At 50.4% G+C, this 17,937-nt stretch carries 13 protein-coding genes and 1 pseudogene; all 14 read right to left on the reverse strand.

All coding sequences use genetic code 11. The features are described 5' to 3' along the window. Positions 1-5 precede the first annotated feature (5 nt). The 14 genes and pseudogenes from garD to EBB54_RS14290 all read right to left on the reverse strand — a co-directional run bounded on the left by garD (position 6) and on the right by EBB54_RS14290 (position 17,920). The gene (gene garD / locus EBB54_RS14225; RefSeq protein ID WP_125127897.1) at positions 6-1,526 is read right to left on the reverse strand and encodes a galactarate dehydratase; all 1,521 of its coding nucleotides are present in this window, start codon (positions 1,524-1,526) and stop codon (positions 6-8) included. A 25-nt stretch (positions 1,527-1,551) separates the two neighbouring features. Beyond that, positions 1,552-2,718: an aromatic acid exporter family protein gene (locus tag EBB54_RS14230; RefSeq protein WP_125127898.1), complete on the reverse strand. Its 1,167-nt coding sequence runs from the start codon at positions 2,716-2,718 to the stop codon at positions 1,552-1,554. After that, positions 2,687-4,606: a sigma 54-interacting transcriptional regulator gene (locus tag EBB54_RS14235; RefSeq protein ID WP_125127899.1), complete on the reverse strand. Its 1,920-nt coding sequence runs from the start codon at positions 4,604-4,606 to the stop codon at positions 2,687-2,689. The genes EBB54_RS14230 and EBB54_RS14235 overlap by 32 nt, the downstream gene beginning before the upstream one ends. A 240-nt stretch (positions 4,607-4,846) precedes the next feature. Then, positions 4,847-6,175, reverse strand: coding sequence for an enolase C-terminal domain-like protein (locus tag EBB54_RS14240; RefSeq protein WP_125127900.1), 1,329 nt, complete (start codon positions 6,173-6,175; stop codon positions 4,847-4,849). A gap of 119 nt (positions 6,176-6,294) precedes the next feature. Beyond that, on the reverse strand, positions 6,295-7,194 hold the full coding sequence (locus EBB54_RS14245; protein ID WP_125127901.1) for a dihydrodipicolinate synthase family protein: 900 nt from the start codon (positions 7,192-7,194) through the stop codon (positions 6,295-6,297). A 22-nt stretch (positions 7,195-7,216) separates the two neighbouring features. Further along, positions 7,217-8,617, reverse strand: a complete 1,401-nt coding sequence (locus EBB54_RS14250; RefSeq protein ID WP_125127902.1) for a GntP family permease — start codon at positions 8,615-8,617, stop codon at positions 7,217-7,219. Between the two features lie 241 nt (positions 8,618-8,858). Next, positions 8,859-9,746, reverse strand: coding sequence for a 2-hydroxy-3-oxopropionate reductase (garR, locus tag EBB54_RS14255; protein WP_125127903.1), 888 nt, complete (start codon positions 9,744-9,746; stop codon positions 8,859-8,861). Between the two features lie 427 nt (positions 9,747-10,173). Next, positions 10,174-10,362 carry a PD-(D/E)XK nuclease domain-containing protein gene (locus EBB54_RS32635; protein WP_330554518.1) on the reverse strand — a complete coding sequence of 63 codons (189 nt, stop codon included), beginning with the start codon at positions 10,360-10,362 and terminating at the stop codon, positions 10,174-10,176. A 16-nt stretch (positions 10,363-10,378) separates the two neighbouring features. After that, positions 10,379-11,036 (reverse strand): annotated as a pseudogene (locus EBB54_RS32240) (AAA family ATPase); the annotation flags it as partial. A 3-nt stretch (positions 11,037-11,039) separates the two neighbouring features. Continuing rightward, positions 11,040-11,561, reverse strand: coding sequence for a hypothetical protein (locus EBB54_RS14265; RefSeq protein ID WP_125127904.1), 522 nt, complete (start codon positions 11,559-11,561; stop codon positions 11,040-11,042). 370 nt (positions 11,562-11,931) lie between these two features. Further along, entirely contained in the window at positions 11,932-12,924 is a 993-nt protein-coding gene (locus EBB54_RS14270; protein WP_125127905.1) for a virulence RhuM family protein, read from the reverse strand. A gap of 400 nt (positions 12,925-13,324) precedes the next feature. Then, positions 13,325-14,191: a Fic family protein gene (locus tag EBB54_RS14275; RefSeq protein WP_162307143.1), complete on the reverse strand. Its 867-nt coding sequence runs from the start codon at positions 14,189-14,191 to the stop codon at positions 13,325-13,327. Between the two features lie 693 nt (positions 14,192-14,884). Then, positions 14,885-16,600 (reverse strand): adenine deaminase C-terminal domain-containing protein, encoded by a 1,716-nt coding sequence (locus EBB54_RS14285; RefSeq protein WP_125127907.1) that lies wholly within the window; start codon positions 16,598-16,600, stop codon positions 14,885-14,887. Between the two features lie 15 nt (positions 16,601-16,615). Continuing rightward, complete coding sequence (locus EBB54_RS14290) at positions 16,616-17,920, reverse strand: NCS2 family permease (RefSeq protein WP_004070401.1); 1,305 nt, start codon at positions 17,918-17,920, stop codon at positions 16,616-16,618. Positions 17,921-17,937 lie beyond the last annotated feature (17 nt).

Here is a 17,937-nt window from a genome sequence, read left to right on the forward strand (position 1 = left end):
ACAGATCAGGTGATCGGCGCCGGATTGAAGATACACATGTCATTATGGAATCCGTACTGGTCGCTGTAGGGTTCCCGGATCCCGCTTGCCACATCCAGGATCATGTGGAAGATCTCTGTCCCCACATCCGCGATGGTCGCTTCTCCCGCTGCCACACCTCCTGCAGAAATGTCGATCATATCAAACCAGTGGTTCTTCATCTCATTGCGGCTGCACACTTTGATGACCGGACAGATATCCAGTCCGTAGGGAGTTCCCCGCCCGGTCATAAAGACCTGCAGGCCGATTCCGCTGGCAACCTGGCTGGGGCCGCACACAATATCGCTGGCCGGGGTCGCCGCATAGATCAGGCCGTGCTTTTCGGGCTTTTGCGCCGGGCTTAAGACCTCCACGATGGGGCTTGTGCCGGATTTTGCGATGGAGCCCATCGCTTTTTCCACGATATTGGCCAGGCCGCCTTTTTTGTTGCCCGGCGTGGGATTGGCATCCCGGTCTACGCCGCCGGCTTCCAGATAATCGTCATACCACTTCATCTCTGCCGCCAGGCGATCCCGCACCTGTGCGTTCACGCATCTTGCCGCCAGCATGGGAACCCCGTCCCGGACTTCTGTTACCTCGCTGAACATCACAGTGCCGCCGCCTCTTACCAGCATATCGGCCGCATAGCCTGCGCTGGGGTTCGCGGTAATCCCGCTAAACGCATCGCTTCCGCCGCACTGCATGCCGATCAGCAGGTCGCTTAAGGGCAGTTCTTCCCTCCGTCTCTGATTCAGCTTCTGCAGCTTCTTCTCCGCCATCTCCAGGATCGCGTTCATCATGGCGTCGTGTCCCGCATAGTCCTGCAGGGTCAGCACATTTTCCGGGGTAATATCCTCCGCAGGGAGCACTCTGTCATAGGTCAGTTTTTCACAGCCCAGGCCGACCACCATGATCTCCCCGCCGAAGTTGGGATGGCGGATCACATTGGTGACAGCCCGGATCGGAATCTCCGCCATGGGCGCATTGATGGCCACACCGCAGCCATAGGGATGGGTCACCGCAACCACACCGTCTACATTCGGATATTTGGGCAGCAGCTCCCTTTTGATCTGATCCACCGCAACCTTCAATACCCCTGCGGCGCACTGTACAGTGGTCACGATCCCCAGCAGATTTCTGGTGCCTGCCGGGCCGGTCTTGTTCCGGTATCCCATCCATGTGGTGCGGACCGGAACCGGCAGCTCCTCCATGGGAACCAGGTTGGTCCCATATTCCAGATTTTCTACGGACGGGCTCTCCGGCAGGTCCAGCATATGCTCGTTGATCCACTGTCCGGTGCGGATATCCGCCTTCGCATAGCCCAATACGACTCCATACCGGATGATCTCTCTGCCTGCCGGAATGTCCGCAAGGGCGATCTTATGCGCCTGGGGAATGTCATCCAGCAGCACCAGTCCCGGCTGCACCTCCGTGCCTGCGTTCAGGTCATGGACCGCCACCGCCACATTATCTATATCCTTGATCTTTATGATCTCTTTTGATTTCATGATCTGTCTCCTCAATGATCTTCGCTCATTTTTCTTTCCAATACAGCTTCTTCTGCCGTTCATCCAGCGATCTCACGAACCGCTGTTTATAGACCAAAAATTCCTCCATATCCATCAAAATGTGATAGAGGATCGCTCTGTTTTCAAATTCCTCCCTGGACTTGGGCAGCTCTTCCTTTTTCATGTCCCGGAAGATGCCTTCCAGCTTTTCCATCTGTGCGGACGGGACATTCCGCTCCACCACATAGTCCGCCAGGTACAGCATGTACTCTGCCACCACCCCGGCCTGCTTCGGTATGTAACGGATCTTTTTCACCTCATAGTGCAGGTTGTGGAGCACATGGCACTGGTCGGAGCGCATTTCAAAGTAATCGATGTAATAAACCGGGTGGGAATGGAATGTATTTTCCTGATATTCATATGCTTCCAGAACGAAGCCCTGCAGCTCCTTCTCCAGCAGGATGATATCATCCCACAGATTGCCGGAAGGCATAGGGCCGCCCTGCCGGATTTTTCCCCGCGAACCGTTGTCCGCCGCAGCCTGCTCCTGTCCTGCCTGCAGCGCAGAACCTGCCGCACCCATGTTCGCTCCCCTGTCTGCGGCTCCCGGAATCTCCTCCTGGGATAAATACTGTGCGAACCGGCGCAGGATCTGCTGCAGCCGTTCCTCCGTGTAGCGCATATTTGCGATGATATCCTTTTCATTCCTGTCATTGTTCTGGAACAGGTTCAGCAGAAAGGCGATCACCACCCCGATCAGTACGAGCAGAAATTCATTTTCCACGAAGGACATGCCAAAATCCCGGCTGGTCAGCAGATGGGCGCCGATCACGGAATTGACCGATATGGTGGCCCGCCAGCCCATAACCTCTGCGAACAGGACGACGCAGAAAATAAAGACTCCGTATCCGATCCACATGCTCTTGATATGAGCAAAGGAGGCCCATGCCAGCAGGATCGTCACAGCAAACGTGACCAGGCGGAATGCCGACAGCCTGACGGTCTCCCACTTGGTAGTCAAAAGCGTCAGCAGCGTGATGGTCCCCGCGGAAATGGCGTACTCCAGGCCCAGCATTTGGGCAATATAAATCGCCGCGCTGCTTCCCACCGCGATCTTCACTGCCAGAAGCAGCGTTTTCCTCTTTTTCGCCAGTTCCTTCTTAATCCATTCCAAATTTGGACTCGATCCCATACTTATTCATTTTCCTCCACAGTGTGGTCGTGCTGATCCCAAGCTCCTCCGCCGCCAGCTTCCGGTTTCCCCGGTGCTTTTTCAAAAGCTCGCTGATCTTCACCGCCTCTTCCGTCTTGTACACCACCAGTTTTTCTTCTCCGCCCACTTCCCCCACATAGGGGTACAGCTCTCCGAACAGCGTTCGGATCGTACCCTCGGCAATGCTCCGCTTGTTCGCCGTCAGCACCAGCCGTTCCAGAAATGCTTTGAGCTGCAGCTTGTTCCCCTGCCAGGAGAACTGCGCAAGCTGCGCGTATCCGCCCTCGGTGATGACCAGGTACTTGTTGTATTTCCTGCAAAATTCTTTGAAATATCTGTCGATATAGTACCGCAGATCCTCGCTCCGTCTGTTCAGCGGCGGGATCTCCAGGGTCAGCCCGTGCAGCACATAGAACAGGCTTTCCTGGAACAGCCCCTTGTTCACGCCGTACCGCAGATTTTTCTGAGCCGCCGCAATGATCCGCACATCAATATTGTCCATGGGAAGCGCGTCGGTGCGGTTCACCGCCCCGTCCAGAATGACCCGCAGCAACTGGTACTGGGCTTGTATGGTCAGCTTCTCGATATCCTTGATCAGAAGCGTGCCGTGGTTGGCCCGGATCACCGCCCCTTTTTCCCGGGGATGTGTTCCCAGGGTACCGTTCCTGCTGCCGAACAGGAGCTCCATCTGCTTCTCCTCCTCCAGGCCGCTGATGTTCACGCTCACGAAGGGGCCTCCCTTGCGGATGCTGTTGTTGTGGATCGCCTCGGAGATCTGGTAATACTCCGTCCCCGTCTCCCCGTAGATCAGCACCGGGCTGTCCGACAGTGAATATTCCCTGGCCGTCTCCAACACCCTCCGCATAGTTTTATTTTCCGTATGGATATTGGAAAAATGAGTCTCTGCCGTGAATCCGTGGAGCAGCATGTCATTGGCCAGCTTCCGGTCCTTGCGCACGATCTCGGTGATGGCATGGAGGGACAAGATAGCTCCCGTGATCTGGCCGTCAAACTGGATCGGCGCCGCCAGAAACATCCAGTTCCGGCCTCTCACCTCAATGGAGGAGGAGCAGTTTTCCCTGGCTCCGGTCAGAATGTCGTCCACGATCCATTTGTCGATCTGCGGAAACATATCGTAGAGCAGCTCCCCTTTGACGTCTTCCATATTTTTTCCGAGCAGGTTCTCGATCAGCCGGTTGATGGCGATGATCCTGCCCGCGGAATTGATCTTGATGATCCCGTTAAAGGAAGTGTCCAGCACCGTCTCAAACTGGGCCGCGTTCCGTTTTTCGTTCTCCACTGCGTAGGCCATATTTTTCGCCCGTTCCATGGCCTCCCCGATGGATTCCCCGGTGGCCTTGAACTTGATGGACAGACAGCCGATCTTTTCTGCCTCCCGGTTCACCGTGTCTCCGCCGATCACGCAGTCCACGCCTTCCTTCTTCATGCCGTGAAGGAGATCCGGCACCTCCTCGATCCGTTCCACATAGGCGATCCGAAGCCGGACGTCGAACAATTCCTCCATGTGGGACAGGTCGCAGAGCATATTTTCAAACGCGATCAGACCGATGACCGGGCGCTCCTTGTGGGAGAGTCTTTTCGCACGCTGCAGGAGCAATCCGATCTCCTGGGCGTGGAAACGCATTTCCACCACCGGGATGTTGGTATATTCCTTGATGAGCTGCGCCTGATAGCCCCGGGCAATGATGATATCCGCCCCCTGCTCCGCAGCGATCCTGGCTTCGTTTACGGCATTTTCGCTTTCAATGACCTTGATATAGTCGATTTCATAATGATTTTCATGGATCACCTTCCGCGCCGTCTCCGCCATATCCTCATATGGCAGCAAAATCGCAATTCTGGCCATGGCCTGATCTCCTGTTTTTTCAATCTGTTTCCGGCTGTGCGGCTGCAATCCGACGGTCGTTGACATGCAATTCATTGCAATGGAAATGACTTGTCGGATTCGCAGCCGCACAGATGGATCTGTTTTCTGTTCGCCCGGACCGCCCGCCTGCCGCAGGAGGACCGTAAAACGCGGCGAATGTTCTTACTAATAAATATACACGATGCCGTCCGTTTTTCCAATGGATATTTTAGAATCTTTTTATCTCACCAGGCAGGGCTTCTTCGGATTGAACTTCCAGCCCGGAATCAGGTACTGCATTCCCACTGCGTCATCCCTTCCGCCCAGACAATTGTCCAGATAGAGCTGGTGTGCCTTTTTGATCTGCTCCATATCCGCTTCGATTCCCAGTCCCGGCTTCTTCGGAACCGCCACGCAGCCGTCGATGATCTGCAGCGGTTCTTTTGTCAGACGCTCTAAGCCCTCCTGCCAGATCCAGTGGGTATCCAGCGCGTTGTACTCGCCCGGTACGGCCGCCCCGACCTGGGTGAACATAGCCAGGGAAATGTCAAAGTGGTTGTTGGAATGTGATCCCCAGGTATAGCCGAAATCATGGCACATCTGGGCCACTCTCACAGAGCCGCTCATGGTCCAGAAATGGGGATCTGCAAGGATGATATCCACTGCCTGGGATTCCAGGGAATGTCCCACCTGCCGCCAGTCCGTGGCGATCATATTGGTGGCAGTCGGGAATCCGGTCCTCCTGCGAAATTCGCTCATCACCTCACGTCCGGAGTATACGCCCTCCGCCCCGCAGGGGTCTTCGCAGTAGGTCAGGATGCCTTTCATGCCCTTCACATATTCCACCGCTTCCTCCAGAAGCCAGCCGCCGTTGGGATCCAGGTCGATCCTTGCGTCCGGAAATTCCTTTTTCATGGCGCGGATCACGTCCATCTCTTCATTTCCCGCAAGGACTCCGCCTTTCAGCTTAAAATCCTGGAATCCGTATTTTTCCTTTGTCGCCTTTGCAAATGCTACGATCTTGTCCGCAGTCAGGGCTTCCTCGTGGCGGATCCGGTACCATTCGCAGTCCGCGTCCGGCTCTTCGTCATAGGGCAGGTCTGTTTTTTTGCGGTCTCCCACAAAGAACAGGTAACCCAGCATGCGCACCTTGTCTCTCTGCTGTCCGTCGCCCAGCAGCTCGCAGACCGGAACTCCCAGCATCTTTCCCATCAGGTCCAGGCAGGGCGCTTCAATGGCGGTGATCACGTGGACACCGGTGCGCAGGTCAAAAGTCTGCTCTCCGCGGACGTCCTCCTCGCCCTTGGAATCCAGGTGCCTCTTTACTTTTAACAAAGTGCTCTTGTACTCGGCCAGGTTGGTTCCTTCTACAAGAGGAATGCATTCCTCCAGGGCCTTCGTGATCTTCTCCCCGCCGGGAACCTCTCCCACACCCGTATCTCCGTTATCCGCGTGAAGGATCACGATATTTCTTGTAAAATAAGGCGCGTGGGCGCCGCTTAAGTTCAATTCCATACAGTCTTTTCCGGCTACCGGGTAAACTTCCATTTTTACGATTTTTCTCATCATCTTACGTTCCTTTCCGAATTTTTTGTTGTACGGTCCGCAGACCGCCGTTTTGACTGGCCTTCTGTTCTGAATCTCTTTATTCCCGCGAAGCAGCGAGCCAGGCTTCCTCAGATCGTTCCTCAGATCAGCCCCGCCTGCTTCATCTCCGCTTTGATCTTATCCAGCACCGGCCCCTCCGGGGTAGGCAGGCTGGGCGTATAGGGCAGGCCTGCGTTTCTTCCCCGCAGATTTGCCATATCCTTTGCCGCAACCGGGAAGCTGGCCCCATCCATGGACAGGCGGACCGGGTTGAGCTTGAACTGAGCTTCCAGGGAACCTTCCAGATCGCCTGCCGCGTATTTGTTGTAAATCTCCGTGATCAGCTCCGGCATGAAGTTGCCTGCCGTACATACGCCGCCTACCGCCCCGTGGCACAGGGACGCGTACAGCAGGGTATCCTTGCCCCCGAACACCTTGAAGCCCACATCCCGGGTCCTGCGGATAAATTCCGAGGTCTGGGTCATATCGCCGCTGGTGTCCTTCATTCCCACAATATTTTTCACTTCATGGGCCAGCCGGTCCACCAGGTTTCCGGACATGGTATAGCCTACCCGGCCCGGGTTGTTGTACAGCAGCACCGGGGTATCCGGCACCGCGTCCGCAATGGCTTTGAAATGTCCGAACAGCTCCGCTTCCGTAGGCTTCAAAAACATGGGCTGGAGCACGGAGATCCCTGCCGCTTTGTTTGCCGCCGCCATCCTGGCCAGGCGGACACATTTTCTGGTGCTGATGGCTCCGATTCCGAAGTAGACCGGCACACGGCCCGCTGCCTGATCCGCCATGATCTTCAGACCCCGTTCCATCTCATCCTCTTCGATCATATAAAATTCGCCGTTGCTGCCAAACGCAAGGATGCCGTGGACACCGCCCTCGATCACATAATCCACCTGCTCCCGCAGGGCTGTTTCATCAATCAGCTCGTTTTCATCAATCGGTGTGATGATCGGCACGATCACGCCTTTTAAAAAATCTGTATTCATAATCCGGTTCTCCTCCTATATCTTAATGCATAAAGATGGATAATATCAACAGTTCTACAATACCAACGCCGGCCATGATCAGTGAGATTGCCGTCTTGCACCGGATCTGGTCTTTCAGTTCAGTCACGCCGAACATTCCGTTCCATACCCAGAACCCGCTGTCATTGAAGTAGGAGAAGGAAATCGCGCCTACACAGCAGGAGATCGCCATCAGCAGAGGGCTTACCGCGATCACGCCCATCAGGGAAGCGGAAAGAGATGCCGCTGTGGTGATGGCCACCGTTGCGGAGCCCAGGGCGATCCGCATCAGCGCCGCAATGATAAACGGGATCAGGATTGCGGGCAGGGGAAGCGCCATCACCGCTTCGCCCAGGGCATCGCCTATGCCGCTGACTTTGATCACATTTCCAAGGGAACCGCCGGCCCCTGTGATCAGCATGATGATGCCGGTGCTCTTGATGGCATCGTCCATGATCCCCAGGACTTCTTTGGTGTCATCCTTCGCCATCAGGCCGTAGATCGCAAGCAGGGTGCCGATGGCAAGAGCGATGATCGGAGAGCCGAGGAAGGACAGGACCGCAAGCTTCATGCCTGCCATTCCCAGGATCGTGTTGGAAAGGATCAGGACAAGCGGGATCACGATCGGGGCAATGGACATCCACAGACCCGGAAGTTCCTTTTGTCCGATCATGCTGTCCAGCTCTTCCATGGATTTGATGTATTCCTGTTTAAATTCTTTTCTTTCAAAACCGCCGTCGTCTGTCGGGATCTGGTAGATCTTCTTTCCCAGCCTCTGGCAGTACAGCACCGCAATGATGAGCATCGGAATGGAGATCAGGGCGCCGAAGATGATCATCTGGCCCACGTCAACGCCAAGCATGCTGGCCGCGGTGGTCGGGCCGGGTGTGGGCGGAACCAGGCAGTGTGTCAGCTGGAGCCCGGCTGCCATGGCAAGCGCAAGTCCGATCAGGGATTTTCCGGTCACCTTGGAAATGGCTTTGCATAAGGGGGCGAAGATCACGATGGCGGAATCCGCGAATACCGGGATGGAGATGAACCATCCTGTGATCGCCAGTGCCCATTCTTCTTTTTTCTTGCCTACCGCCTTGATAAAGGAGTACGCCATCCGTTCAGCCGCCCCGGATTTTTCCAGGATGCCGCCCATCATCACGCCTAAGCCGATGATGATGCCGGTGCTTTTCAATGTATTTCCGAATCCGTCCTGGATGGCCGTCACCAGTCCAGTGATCTTGGACTCATCCTCCAGTGTCACGTCTACCAGGGGCATGCCCCCGATGATTCCTGCGATGCAGCATGCCGCCAGCAGCGCGATAAATGTATGTACCTTTGTCTTTGATACCAGGATCACCATGATCACGATCCCCAGGATCAAACCGATCATCATTCGTGTTGATTCACTCATATTCCCACCTCTTCTGTTCTTTTTTACTTGCTCTCTTTATAATGCATCATAGCTCTCTCGCTTTTTACTTGCTCTCTATCATAACGCATCATAGTCGTCTCGCTTTTTACTTGCTCTCTTTATAACGCATCATAGCTGCCGCCGTTTTCTTTGCCTCCGCCTCCGCATGGACCACGGTTTTCGCCCCATGCACCACCTCTCCGGCGGCAAATACACAATCCGGTTTTGAGCCGTGATTTTCCTATTTTTTCTCCACCGATACATCCGCGATCTTTTCATAATATTTTACGATCGCGCTGTGGTCGTCCTTCTCATTCCCGTCTGCTTTGAGCGCCTGCATGATCTCCATCACCTGGGAGGTAAAGGGCACCGGAGCGCTTACGGCATGGGCCGCGTTCAGGGCATTGTTCAAGTCCTTGATGTGGAGCTCGATGCGGAAGCCGGGCTTGAAGTTGTGGGCCATCATCATGGGGGCTTTCGCGTCCATCACGGTGGAGCCTGCCAGCCCGCCCCGGATTGCCTGATAGACCAGCTCCGGGTCCGCGCCGCTCTTCACCGCCAGCGTCAGTGCTTCAGAGACTGCGGCAATATTGACTGCCACGACCACCTGGTTTGCCAGCTTGGCCACATTTCCGGAGCCCAGGGGGCCTACATACACAACGGAACCGGCCATTGCCATCAGGAGGTCATAATATTTGTCAAAATCTTCCTTCGCGCCGCCCGCCATCACGGAAAGCGTGCCGTCGATGGCCTTGGGTTCCCCGCCGCTGACCGGCGCGTCCATCATGTGGATATCCTTCTTCGCCAGCTCCGCCCCGATGGCTTTGGACTCTACCGGGTCAATGGAACTCATGTCGATCACAATCGTACCCGCTTCTGCTGTTTCCAGGATTCCCTTTTCTCCCAGGCAGACCTCCCGCACATGGGGGGAATTGGGAAGCATGGTGATGATCACCTGGCATTTGGACGCCACGTCCGCCGGGCTGTCCGCCGGTTCAGCCCCAAGGGCCGCCACTTCCTCTACACTGTCACGGCTTCTGTTGCAGACCACCAATTCATAACCTGCCTTGATCAGGTTTTTGCTCATAGGTTTTCCCATAATTCCAAGTCCGATAAATCCAATTTTCATTTTGATAACTCTCCTTTATTGTTTAATCTATTGCAGGTTTCATATACGCGGGCGCCTTGCGTTTATGAGCTTATTTTAGAAAAGAAGAGGAAAAATTTCTATTGACAGAATCCCCAAGGCCGGGAGGGAAATTTTATTGCAGTGTTCCAATCTTTCAATATGTGAAATAATGATTGCAGTTTTTATTTTATCTGATGCTTATTGGAATGATCCCGCGGTGAAATTGAATTTTGCTTCACGGTTTGAAATGGATTTTGAAATAAGAATTGCAGTTTTGGAAAATCAAGGTAAAGTGTTAAATTTTAGGGGCTGGTATCTGTAGGAAATGAATATAAGAAAAGTGCATGTCCCCTGCCGCCGGGCGCACCAGAACGTAGAAAAGATGGCTGATAACAGCCATCTTTTCTACGTTCACAGACAATTCTGTTTATGTTTCTGCCAGCATAACCTTACAGCGCTTTTTATAACATGCGATCCCGTATTTCAGGATGCTCTTTACTCCTTCGTCTTCACGGCCGTCTTCATATCCGGTATGCTCTATCTGCTCCAATGCGGCTTTGCATGCGACGTCCAGGTTTCTGTCATGTGCATATTTCACCTCGATGATGATCCCCATATCTCCGGTATCCGGTTCCGAAATGATATCCGTCATACCATTTCTTTGCCGCATCATAGCTGTCGGAATATCCATAATGCTCCAATAACGCCTTTACTTCTGAATCTGTAAATCCAAAATACCGGTCAAAACGTTTATCTGTAATGGAACGGACTTTCAGATGATTCAGCCCGGTAAAAATACTTTCCTTTGAAATCCTCACACACTCTGTCAGCACTGCGAACTTCAGGCCGCTGTTTGTCTTAAGTACCTGTCCGAACAGGCTGCGGATCAGAGAGAGCATCTGGCTGTAATATGCATTTGCGAATACCTTTGCCAGCAAAACGTCATATTCATCAATCAGCAGAACCGCTTTCGTTCCGTAATGCTTTTCCAATAATCCTGATAGCTTTCTCAGACTGCTGCAAAGCATGCCTTCATTCATATGATCGTCCAGCAGTTTTCGATATTCTGCTTTATCATGCTCATTCAATTTTTCGTTAAAAGAAATTTTCCAGCATACTCATATTCAGCGTTTTGCCGAATCTTCTGGGACGGGTAAACAGATTTACCTCTCCCCAATTATGAAGAAGCTCTCTGATCAGACCGGTTTTATCAATATAGTAAAAGTCATCTGAACAAAGTTTTTCAAAATTTTCAATCCCGATCGGAATTTTCTTTTTTCGCTTCTCCATTTCTCAGAGATCCTTTCCGAGTATAATCAAATGAAAACCTGTTTCGTAGGCATTCGGCTGGATACCTATCACCCGGAAGCCCTGTTCCAGATACCATATATAATCAATCCGGCTGCACTCCAGCCCTGCGATTGCGTCTGCAATGCTGTCAATCTTCTTTCCATGAATGTTAAATCCTACGGAGCTGATCCCGCTGCGAAATGTCAGATAACCTTTTCTTCTGGCATAGTCCTCCGCAGCCTCAAACAAATCACCGAGCTTATGCTCCAGTTTAAACACCCCATTGTCGTCGAAGCCGCTGCATTCCAGTTCCAGCGCCCGGTATCCGATCAGCTCCCGGCACAAAATCCAGCCCTTTGGAGTATCCCTATTCTCCCCCAGATACCAGCCCACTGTCCGGATTGATTCCTCCGTACCGCTTAACTGCCCATATGCCCCTTCATAATCCCACCAGTCGGGTTTGATTGTACACATCAGCTCCGCAATCTTCGGTATAGATCCCGAAGTCATTTCAAAAACGTCCACTGTGTCCTCCTCCTTTGCTATACTCCTTCATTCATTTGCTGAAGTGGCAGACGAATAGTATCTTAATCTTAATCATAATAAAAATTCCTCCTAAAATGCGATGATTTGCCGTGTTTTGACACGTTTTGCGTGGTTTAATTTTCTGATGAATATTGTTAAAAAAATCACAGAATGGGCAAAACGGGGCAAAATGCTCCCATTGTTTCACAAGGGAACCATAGATGAATGGCCTTAGGGAATCAGATCGGCTGTTGCCGGTAGTTGACAGTGCCGTGAGGCAGGCATTTAAACGCTGGTGTATCAAGTCAGGCGTGAAGAAAATCCGCGTACATGATCTGAGACCCCCGTATGTCAAGCCCACGACAAAAAATTATTTTTTATCTTCCAATTCCTGTAATTCCTCTATGCTTTCAAGGAAATGGCATTCCACTGGAGAAAGGATATCCTCCTGCTTTTTCTGATATTTGTCGTATTCTCCATGCGCCTTTTCAAGAGCCTGTTTATGAGTCACTCTTCCTTTTGTAGTTAAAATATCCCTTCTTGTCATTTTCAGGTAGTCATCAATTGTTTCCAACCAGTCTTTCATATACATTGGTTCTTGATTCAAGGCATGGACTTCCGCAATATCTAAATACGCCGTAACGATTTTATTTAACGCATCTATTTCTTTTTCGTTTAAATAATTCTTTGCAACCTCTACATCAGAACGTTTTATTTCCTTTCCAGCCCACGCTGTTAATCCCATATTGTCCTTATCTGCATCTGCCCGCTGATAGATTACTTCTGCTGCTGTATGCTTATGAGCCGCCCAGTGCATTTTATTTTGTACCTGCTTAAAAAATATAATCGAACTTTCTGCTTTTGGGTCATAATCAATACTTGTTGCATATATTTCCAGAACTTTTCTCCAAAATACTTTTTCAGAAGAACGAATATCACGGATACGAGCTAACAATTCATCAAAATAGTTTCCGCCTCCAAGATTCTTAAGTCGATCATCATCTAATGCGAACCCTTTTTTCATATATTCCTTCAAAATAGAAGTAGCCCATATTCTAAACTGTGTTCCTCTCAGGGATTTTACCCGATAACCAACGGAAATAATAACATCTAAATTATAAAAATCCACCTGATAGGTCTTGCCGTCAGAAGCAGTGTAGGCAAATTTTGCCCAAACTGCTTCTTTTGCCAATTCTCCTTCTTTAAAAATATTTCTTACATGTTTTCCAATTACGCTTTTATCCCGTTGAAATAATTCGGCCATTTGATCTATAGAAAGCCAAACTGTATCATGGTCAAATGTAACTTCTATTTTTGTGACTCCATCTTCTGTAGTGTACATGATAATATTTGATTGCGTCATTATATCCTCCAAATCTTAGATATTTATCGCTGCCTAAAGTTCTAGAATAAAGAGCCAATAATTTGATCTTATCGAATATTCCTTTAAAACGAACATTAATCTTATATAAATGGGATGCAAGCGCAGTATACTTCCAAATACGATTCCTCATGTTGTCGTTTTCTTGAGTGACGATGCCATTCTCTCTCAACAAGTGCAGGGCATTTGAGATTGAATTGAACGAACTTCCCAACTGTGTGGCGGCATGGGAAATGCTAGTACATCATTGCATTAATAACCGAGTAAATAGTGCCCGCTGTTCACACCATCGCTGCGTTGGAGTCAGTCAACGATGCTACCAGCATCGCCTCCTTCCTCCGTCTTGCGCTGCTGTAAACATCAGACGCTATTTACTTCGGAATTAATACAATGATGTACTAGTCACAGGAAAAAACTTAAGATAATCATATACACGCCAGACACTTTTGGGTAACAACTGTATATCTTCTAATTGTTTTATATCTTTTGCTACAATATCTTCATACTGTATAAGTAACTGAGCTAACCGTTTTGCGGTTTCATTTATTGCATTTACACAAAATTTGATCCACCGAATATAACCACCACTGTATTGGGTAGTTCGAAGCAAGTCGAAGTATTCATTCTTGTTGTGATACAAATACTCGGACAGACATATTAGCGGTTTTGCTTCTCCAACAATATTGCACAATATCGTTGGAACAATGATTCGTCCTACAATCCCGTTATATCTCTCAAACGGATGTATCATCTCAAACTGATAATGCACTAATGCAGCCTTAATTAACGGATCAGTGTCTTTGTCATTATATAGATAAGTGGAAATATCGGCCAGCGCTAGTAAAACTGCGTCAGGGGCTGTGGGGTTGTAAGATATAAGGTTCGTCCTGGCATCCAATAAAAAAGTCTGCTTGTCCCTAATATCAACTGGCTTACTAACTGCATCACCATATAATGCAATTCCGCAAAGTTCACTTAGAACTGGAGCTGAAATTGTCCTATCTATCGCTTTCTTGTATGCCAGTTTGAGATTAGTAATTGATGCAATAGCGTTTTTACCACTCCCGCGACTGGCAAGTACATCGTGAAAAGTGAGAGTATCGTAATCAATCATTCGGGAATATGTGCATTCTTTTAATAGCATTAATTCGACGAATGCTTCTCTATTTGGGGCATACTTAAAAAGTCCCTTTAAAAATCCAATATTTCGATAAGCTTCAATTAGCGAAGTGGATAGTTCATCGTCCATTTTATACATATCCCCATGCATCAGAGGACGTGGGGTAAATGTGTAATATTTAAAATTATCTATGCTACCATCAATATGTTCAATGTAATCTCCAGTATAAGGAATCGTCTCATATACCTCAATAGTAAAAATCTATTTTCAGTATATCATTAATATTGAAATAAATGAAGTACAATTTATTGAGTTCATTTCAAAATTAAAGAAATAGTGCAATATAAATTCAAAAGCAAGTTTCATGACTTAGACATTCCCATGTATCATTATTAATTGACATAGGATTCCCAGCAATGCTCATTGCGGAGCGAATCGGCGATACTGTAGAAATGATCAATAATACATACGGACACCTGTACCCAAACCAGCACGAGGAAGTAGCAGACAAGCTGGAGCAATTAGTATCAAATTAGTATCAAAACATAAAGGAAACGCCCGGAATCCCCTTATTTTGAGGGTACGAGAGTGTCAGATAATCTGTGTAAATTGTCCAGACCACAATTCTGATTTTATCGAATTGTCAAAATCCTGTAAAGGCGGAAACCCTTACCTTGGAGGGCACTGAAAAAGTCTGATTCTTTGAAAAAGGATTAGGCTTTTTCAGTGCCCTCTATTTTGAAGGTTTCCGGGTTTTCTGTTACAGGACACACCTTGACCAGGCGTGACCTGTAACTCATCCAGCCACAGATACGCTGCGGATCACGATACGATCAGCGGTACCACCTCGCCCTGTTTGACATCCACAAGACCTTTGTCTGTCAGTTTGATGGCCGGACTTACCGGAAGGCCAATCGTTCCAAGCGACATCACGGGATTGCTGTGATGATACCCCAGCTCTTCCAGGCTTTCCCGGACTGCCTTTAGACCAAGGGCTGTATCCCGGACACCTTTTCCGGAAAGAATCCCGCATACAGGCAGCGCAAGCTTTGCCAGGACTTTTCCATTCCTGACAGTCAGAAATCCGCCCTGCATTTCCTGAATCTGTTTCACAGCGAACAGCATATCTTCCGGGTTATCCCCGGCAACAAAGAGATTGTGGTGGTCGTGAAAATACGTGGTGGCCACGGTGCCGGTATTCAGGCAGGCTCCGGTAATAAATCCGTACCCGATATTCCCGTTTTTACCATGGCGCTCCAGCACCATCGCCAGCAGGCAGCCGCTGCCTCTCCAATCCAGCAAATGGTCCCGCACCGGCATCGTGACCAGCTTCTCCGTGGTCTGCGTCCGGTCCGGATGTATCTCTATCACTCGGACAGTGACCTCCTCCTGATCCGTGTCTGCCGGGACTGCAAAATCCTTAAGCGTGACCGGCGGCAGGCAGACGCTCCGATAAAAATCCTCCGGGAACCGATAGGATACCGGAAACTCCTGCCTGCTTTTCTGTGAAAAGATCTGGACACCGTTTTTGTATACACAGGACGGGGCCAATACCGCAGGATCTGCAAGCAAGGCAAAATCCGCAAGTTTCCCGGGCGCTATGTCGCCCCTGTCGTACAGATGCATCCTCCGAGCCGGCGTGTATGTGGCACAGTAGATTGCCATTTCCACAGGGAAGCCGGACTCCATTGCCTTCTGTACGACATAATTCAACTGCCCTTTCTCGTAAAGGACGTCCGCCATGGTATCGTCGGTCACAAAACCGCAGTACTCATAGAGCTGATTCCGGCAGATGTATTCCAGAACTTCGGGTTTCAGCATTTTATCCTGAATCTCAAAAAACATCCCGTTTTCGATCCGCTGCTTCACCTCTTCCAGTGTATGCTCTGTGTGATCTCCGTTAATTCCCAGATACAAAAATCGGGCAAGATCCAGATCCAGAAGGGACGGGCAATGCCCCTCAATCACGTATCCCGGACGTGCGCCGCGGAGATAGCGCAGAAATTTCGTAATCTCCAGGTCATTTTCCTGTATGATCTGCCTGTAGTTCATAATCTCTCCCACACAGACCACATCCTCTTCCCTGAGAAGCTGCTTCATAGCGCTGCAGTCAATGATCCCCCCGGTGGTCTCCAGCCGTTCGCTGGTTGAAGGCACGCTGCTTGGGATTCCGTAGAAAATATCGATGGGCGCGCTCCCGGTCGCGGAGATCATCTCCAATACCCCCCGGGTTCCCTTCACATTTGCCATCTCATGAGGCTCCGATACAATCGTAGTCACACCGTATGCCGCCACGCAGTCTCCGAATGGCTCCGGTGTCATCATACTGCTTTCAATATGCATATGGATGTCCACAAGTCCCGGAATCATATACTGCCCGCCGGCATCCAGCACGGCTTCCGCCTGAAAATCGGTGTCCATTTTCCGGTCGATGTAATAGAACCTTCCGTCCTTCACAGACACATCCGCAGGAATAAATTGTTTCAGATAGCTGTTAAATACTTTTGCGTTTCTGATCAGCAAAGAAACCGATTCCATAAGTCTTCCTCCCGCTTAAACAATGGTATAGAAATAAAGCATGCAGACCACCACAAGCACATACATCACAGGCTCGATCTCCTTGATTTTCCCTGACGCGATCTTCATGATCAGATATGCCGGGAGCGCGACGCAGATTCCGTTTGCAATATTGTTTGCAAAAATCGTAAAGGTCACGCAGATAAACGCCGGCACATATTCTGTGATGTCCGAATAATTGACATTGCGCATCCCGCTCAGCATGTTCATGCCGATGAAGATCAGGATCGGGCCTGTGGCTGCCGACGGAATGATCAGCGCGATGGGAGCCAAAAACAGCGACAGCGCAAAGAAAATACTTGTGAATACCACGGTCAGCCCGGTCTTTCCGCCGGACTCCACACCTGCCGAGGACTCCAGGTAGGTCGTCATGCTCGGCATGGTAAACAGGGCGCCGAAGCTGGTTGCAATTGCATCCACCTTGAAGCATTTGTCGATGCCCGGAAGGTTGCCGTCCTCATCCAGATATCCGGCCTTTGCGCCGACTCCGAGCACAGTCCCGAACGTGGAGAAGAAATCCGGTACAAACAGCGCGATCAAAAACGGAATATACGCAAAATTCAAAGCTCCTGCAAAATCCACTTTCAGGAACTGGGTCCCGATATTAGCAGGAAGGGAGAACAGGCTTTCCGGAAGCTTGGTCACTCCAAACGGAATGCCGATGACCGTGGTAATCAGGATTGCCAGGATCATTCCGCCCGGAATGTTCCGAACCTTGATGACCAGAAGCAGGATAAATCCGATCACGGCAACGATCACGGAGGGAGAAGTCAAATCTCCGAATGCCAGATTATTTTTATTCGCATTTGCCACGATCAGCCCGCAGTTCTTCGCGCCCAGAAGTGCAATAAACAGTCCGATGCCGGCGCTGACCGCGTGCTTCATGCTGACCGGGATCACCCGCACAACCGCTTCCCGAAGCCCCAGAAAGGAAATCAGGATGAACAGGACGCCGCTCCAGAAGATGACGCCTGCGGCAATCGGCGCGCTGATCCCCTCGTTTGAGATCATGGACGACACGATCCCCACGCTTCCGAGTCCGGGCGCCAGCGCAAACGGGCGGTTCGTATAGAATGCCATCGCACAGCTTGTCAGAATGATCAGAAGGACCATGGCCGTCAGCACAATATGCTTGTCCAGCCCGGCCCCGCCCAGAATATTCGGAACGGTTGCAAGGACATACGCCATCGTGACAAATGTGGTCAGCCCCGCCAGAAGTTCTGTTTTTACATCTGTTTGGAATGCTGACAGTTGAAATTGTTTCTCAAGCCAGTTTTTCATTTGTTTTACTCCTTTTC

Source organism: Schaedlerella arabinosiphila (genome assembly GCF_003885045.1).
Lineage (GTDB): Bacteria > Bacillota > Clostridia > Lachnospirales > Lachnospiraceae > Schaedlerella > Schaedlerella arabinosiphila.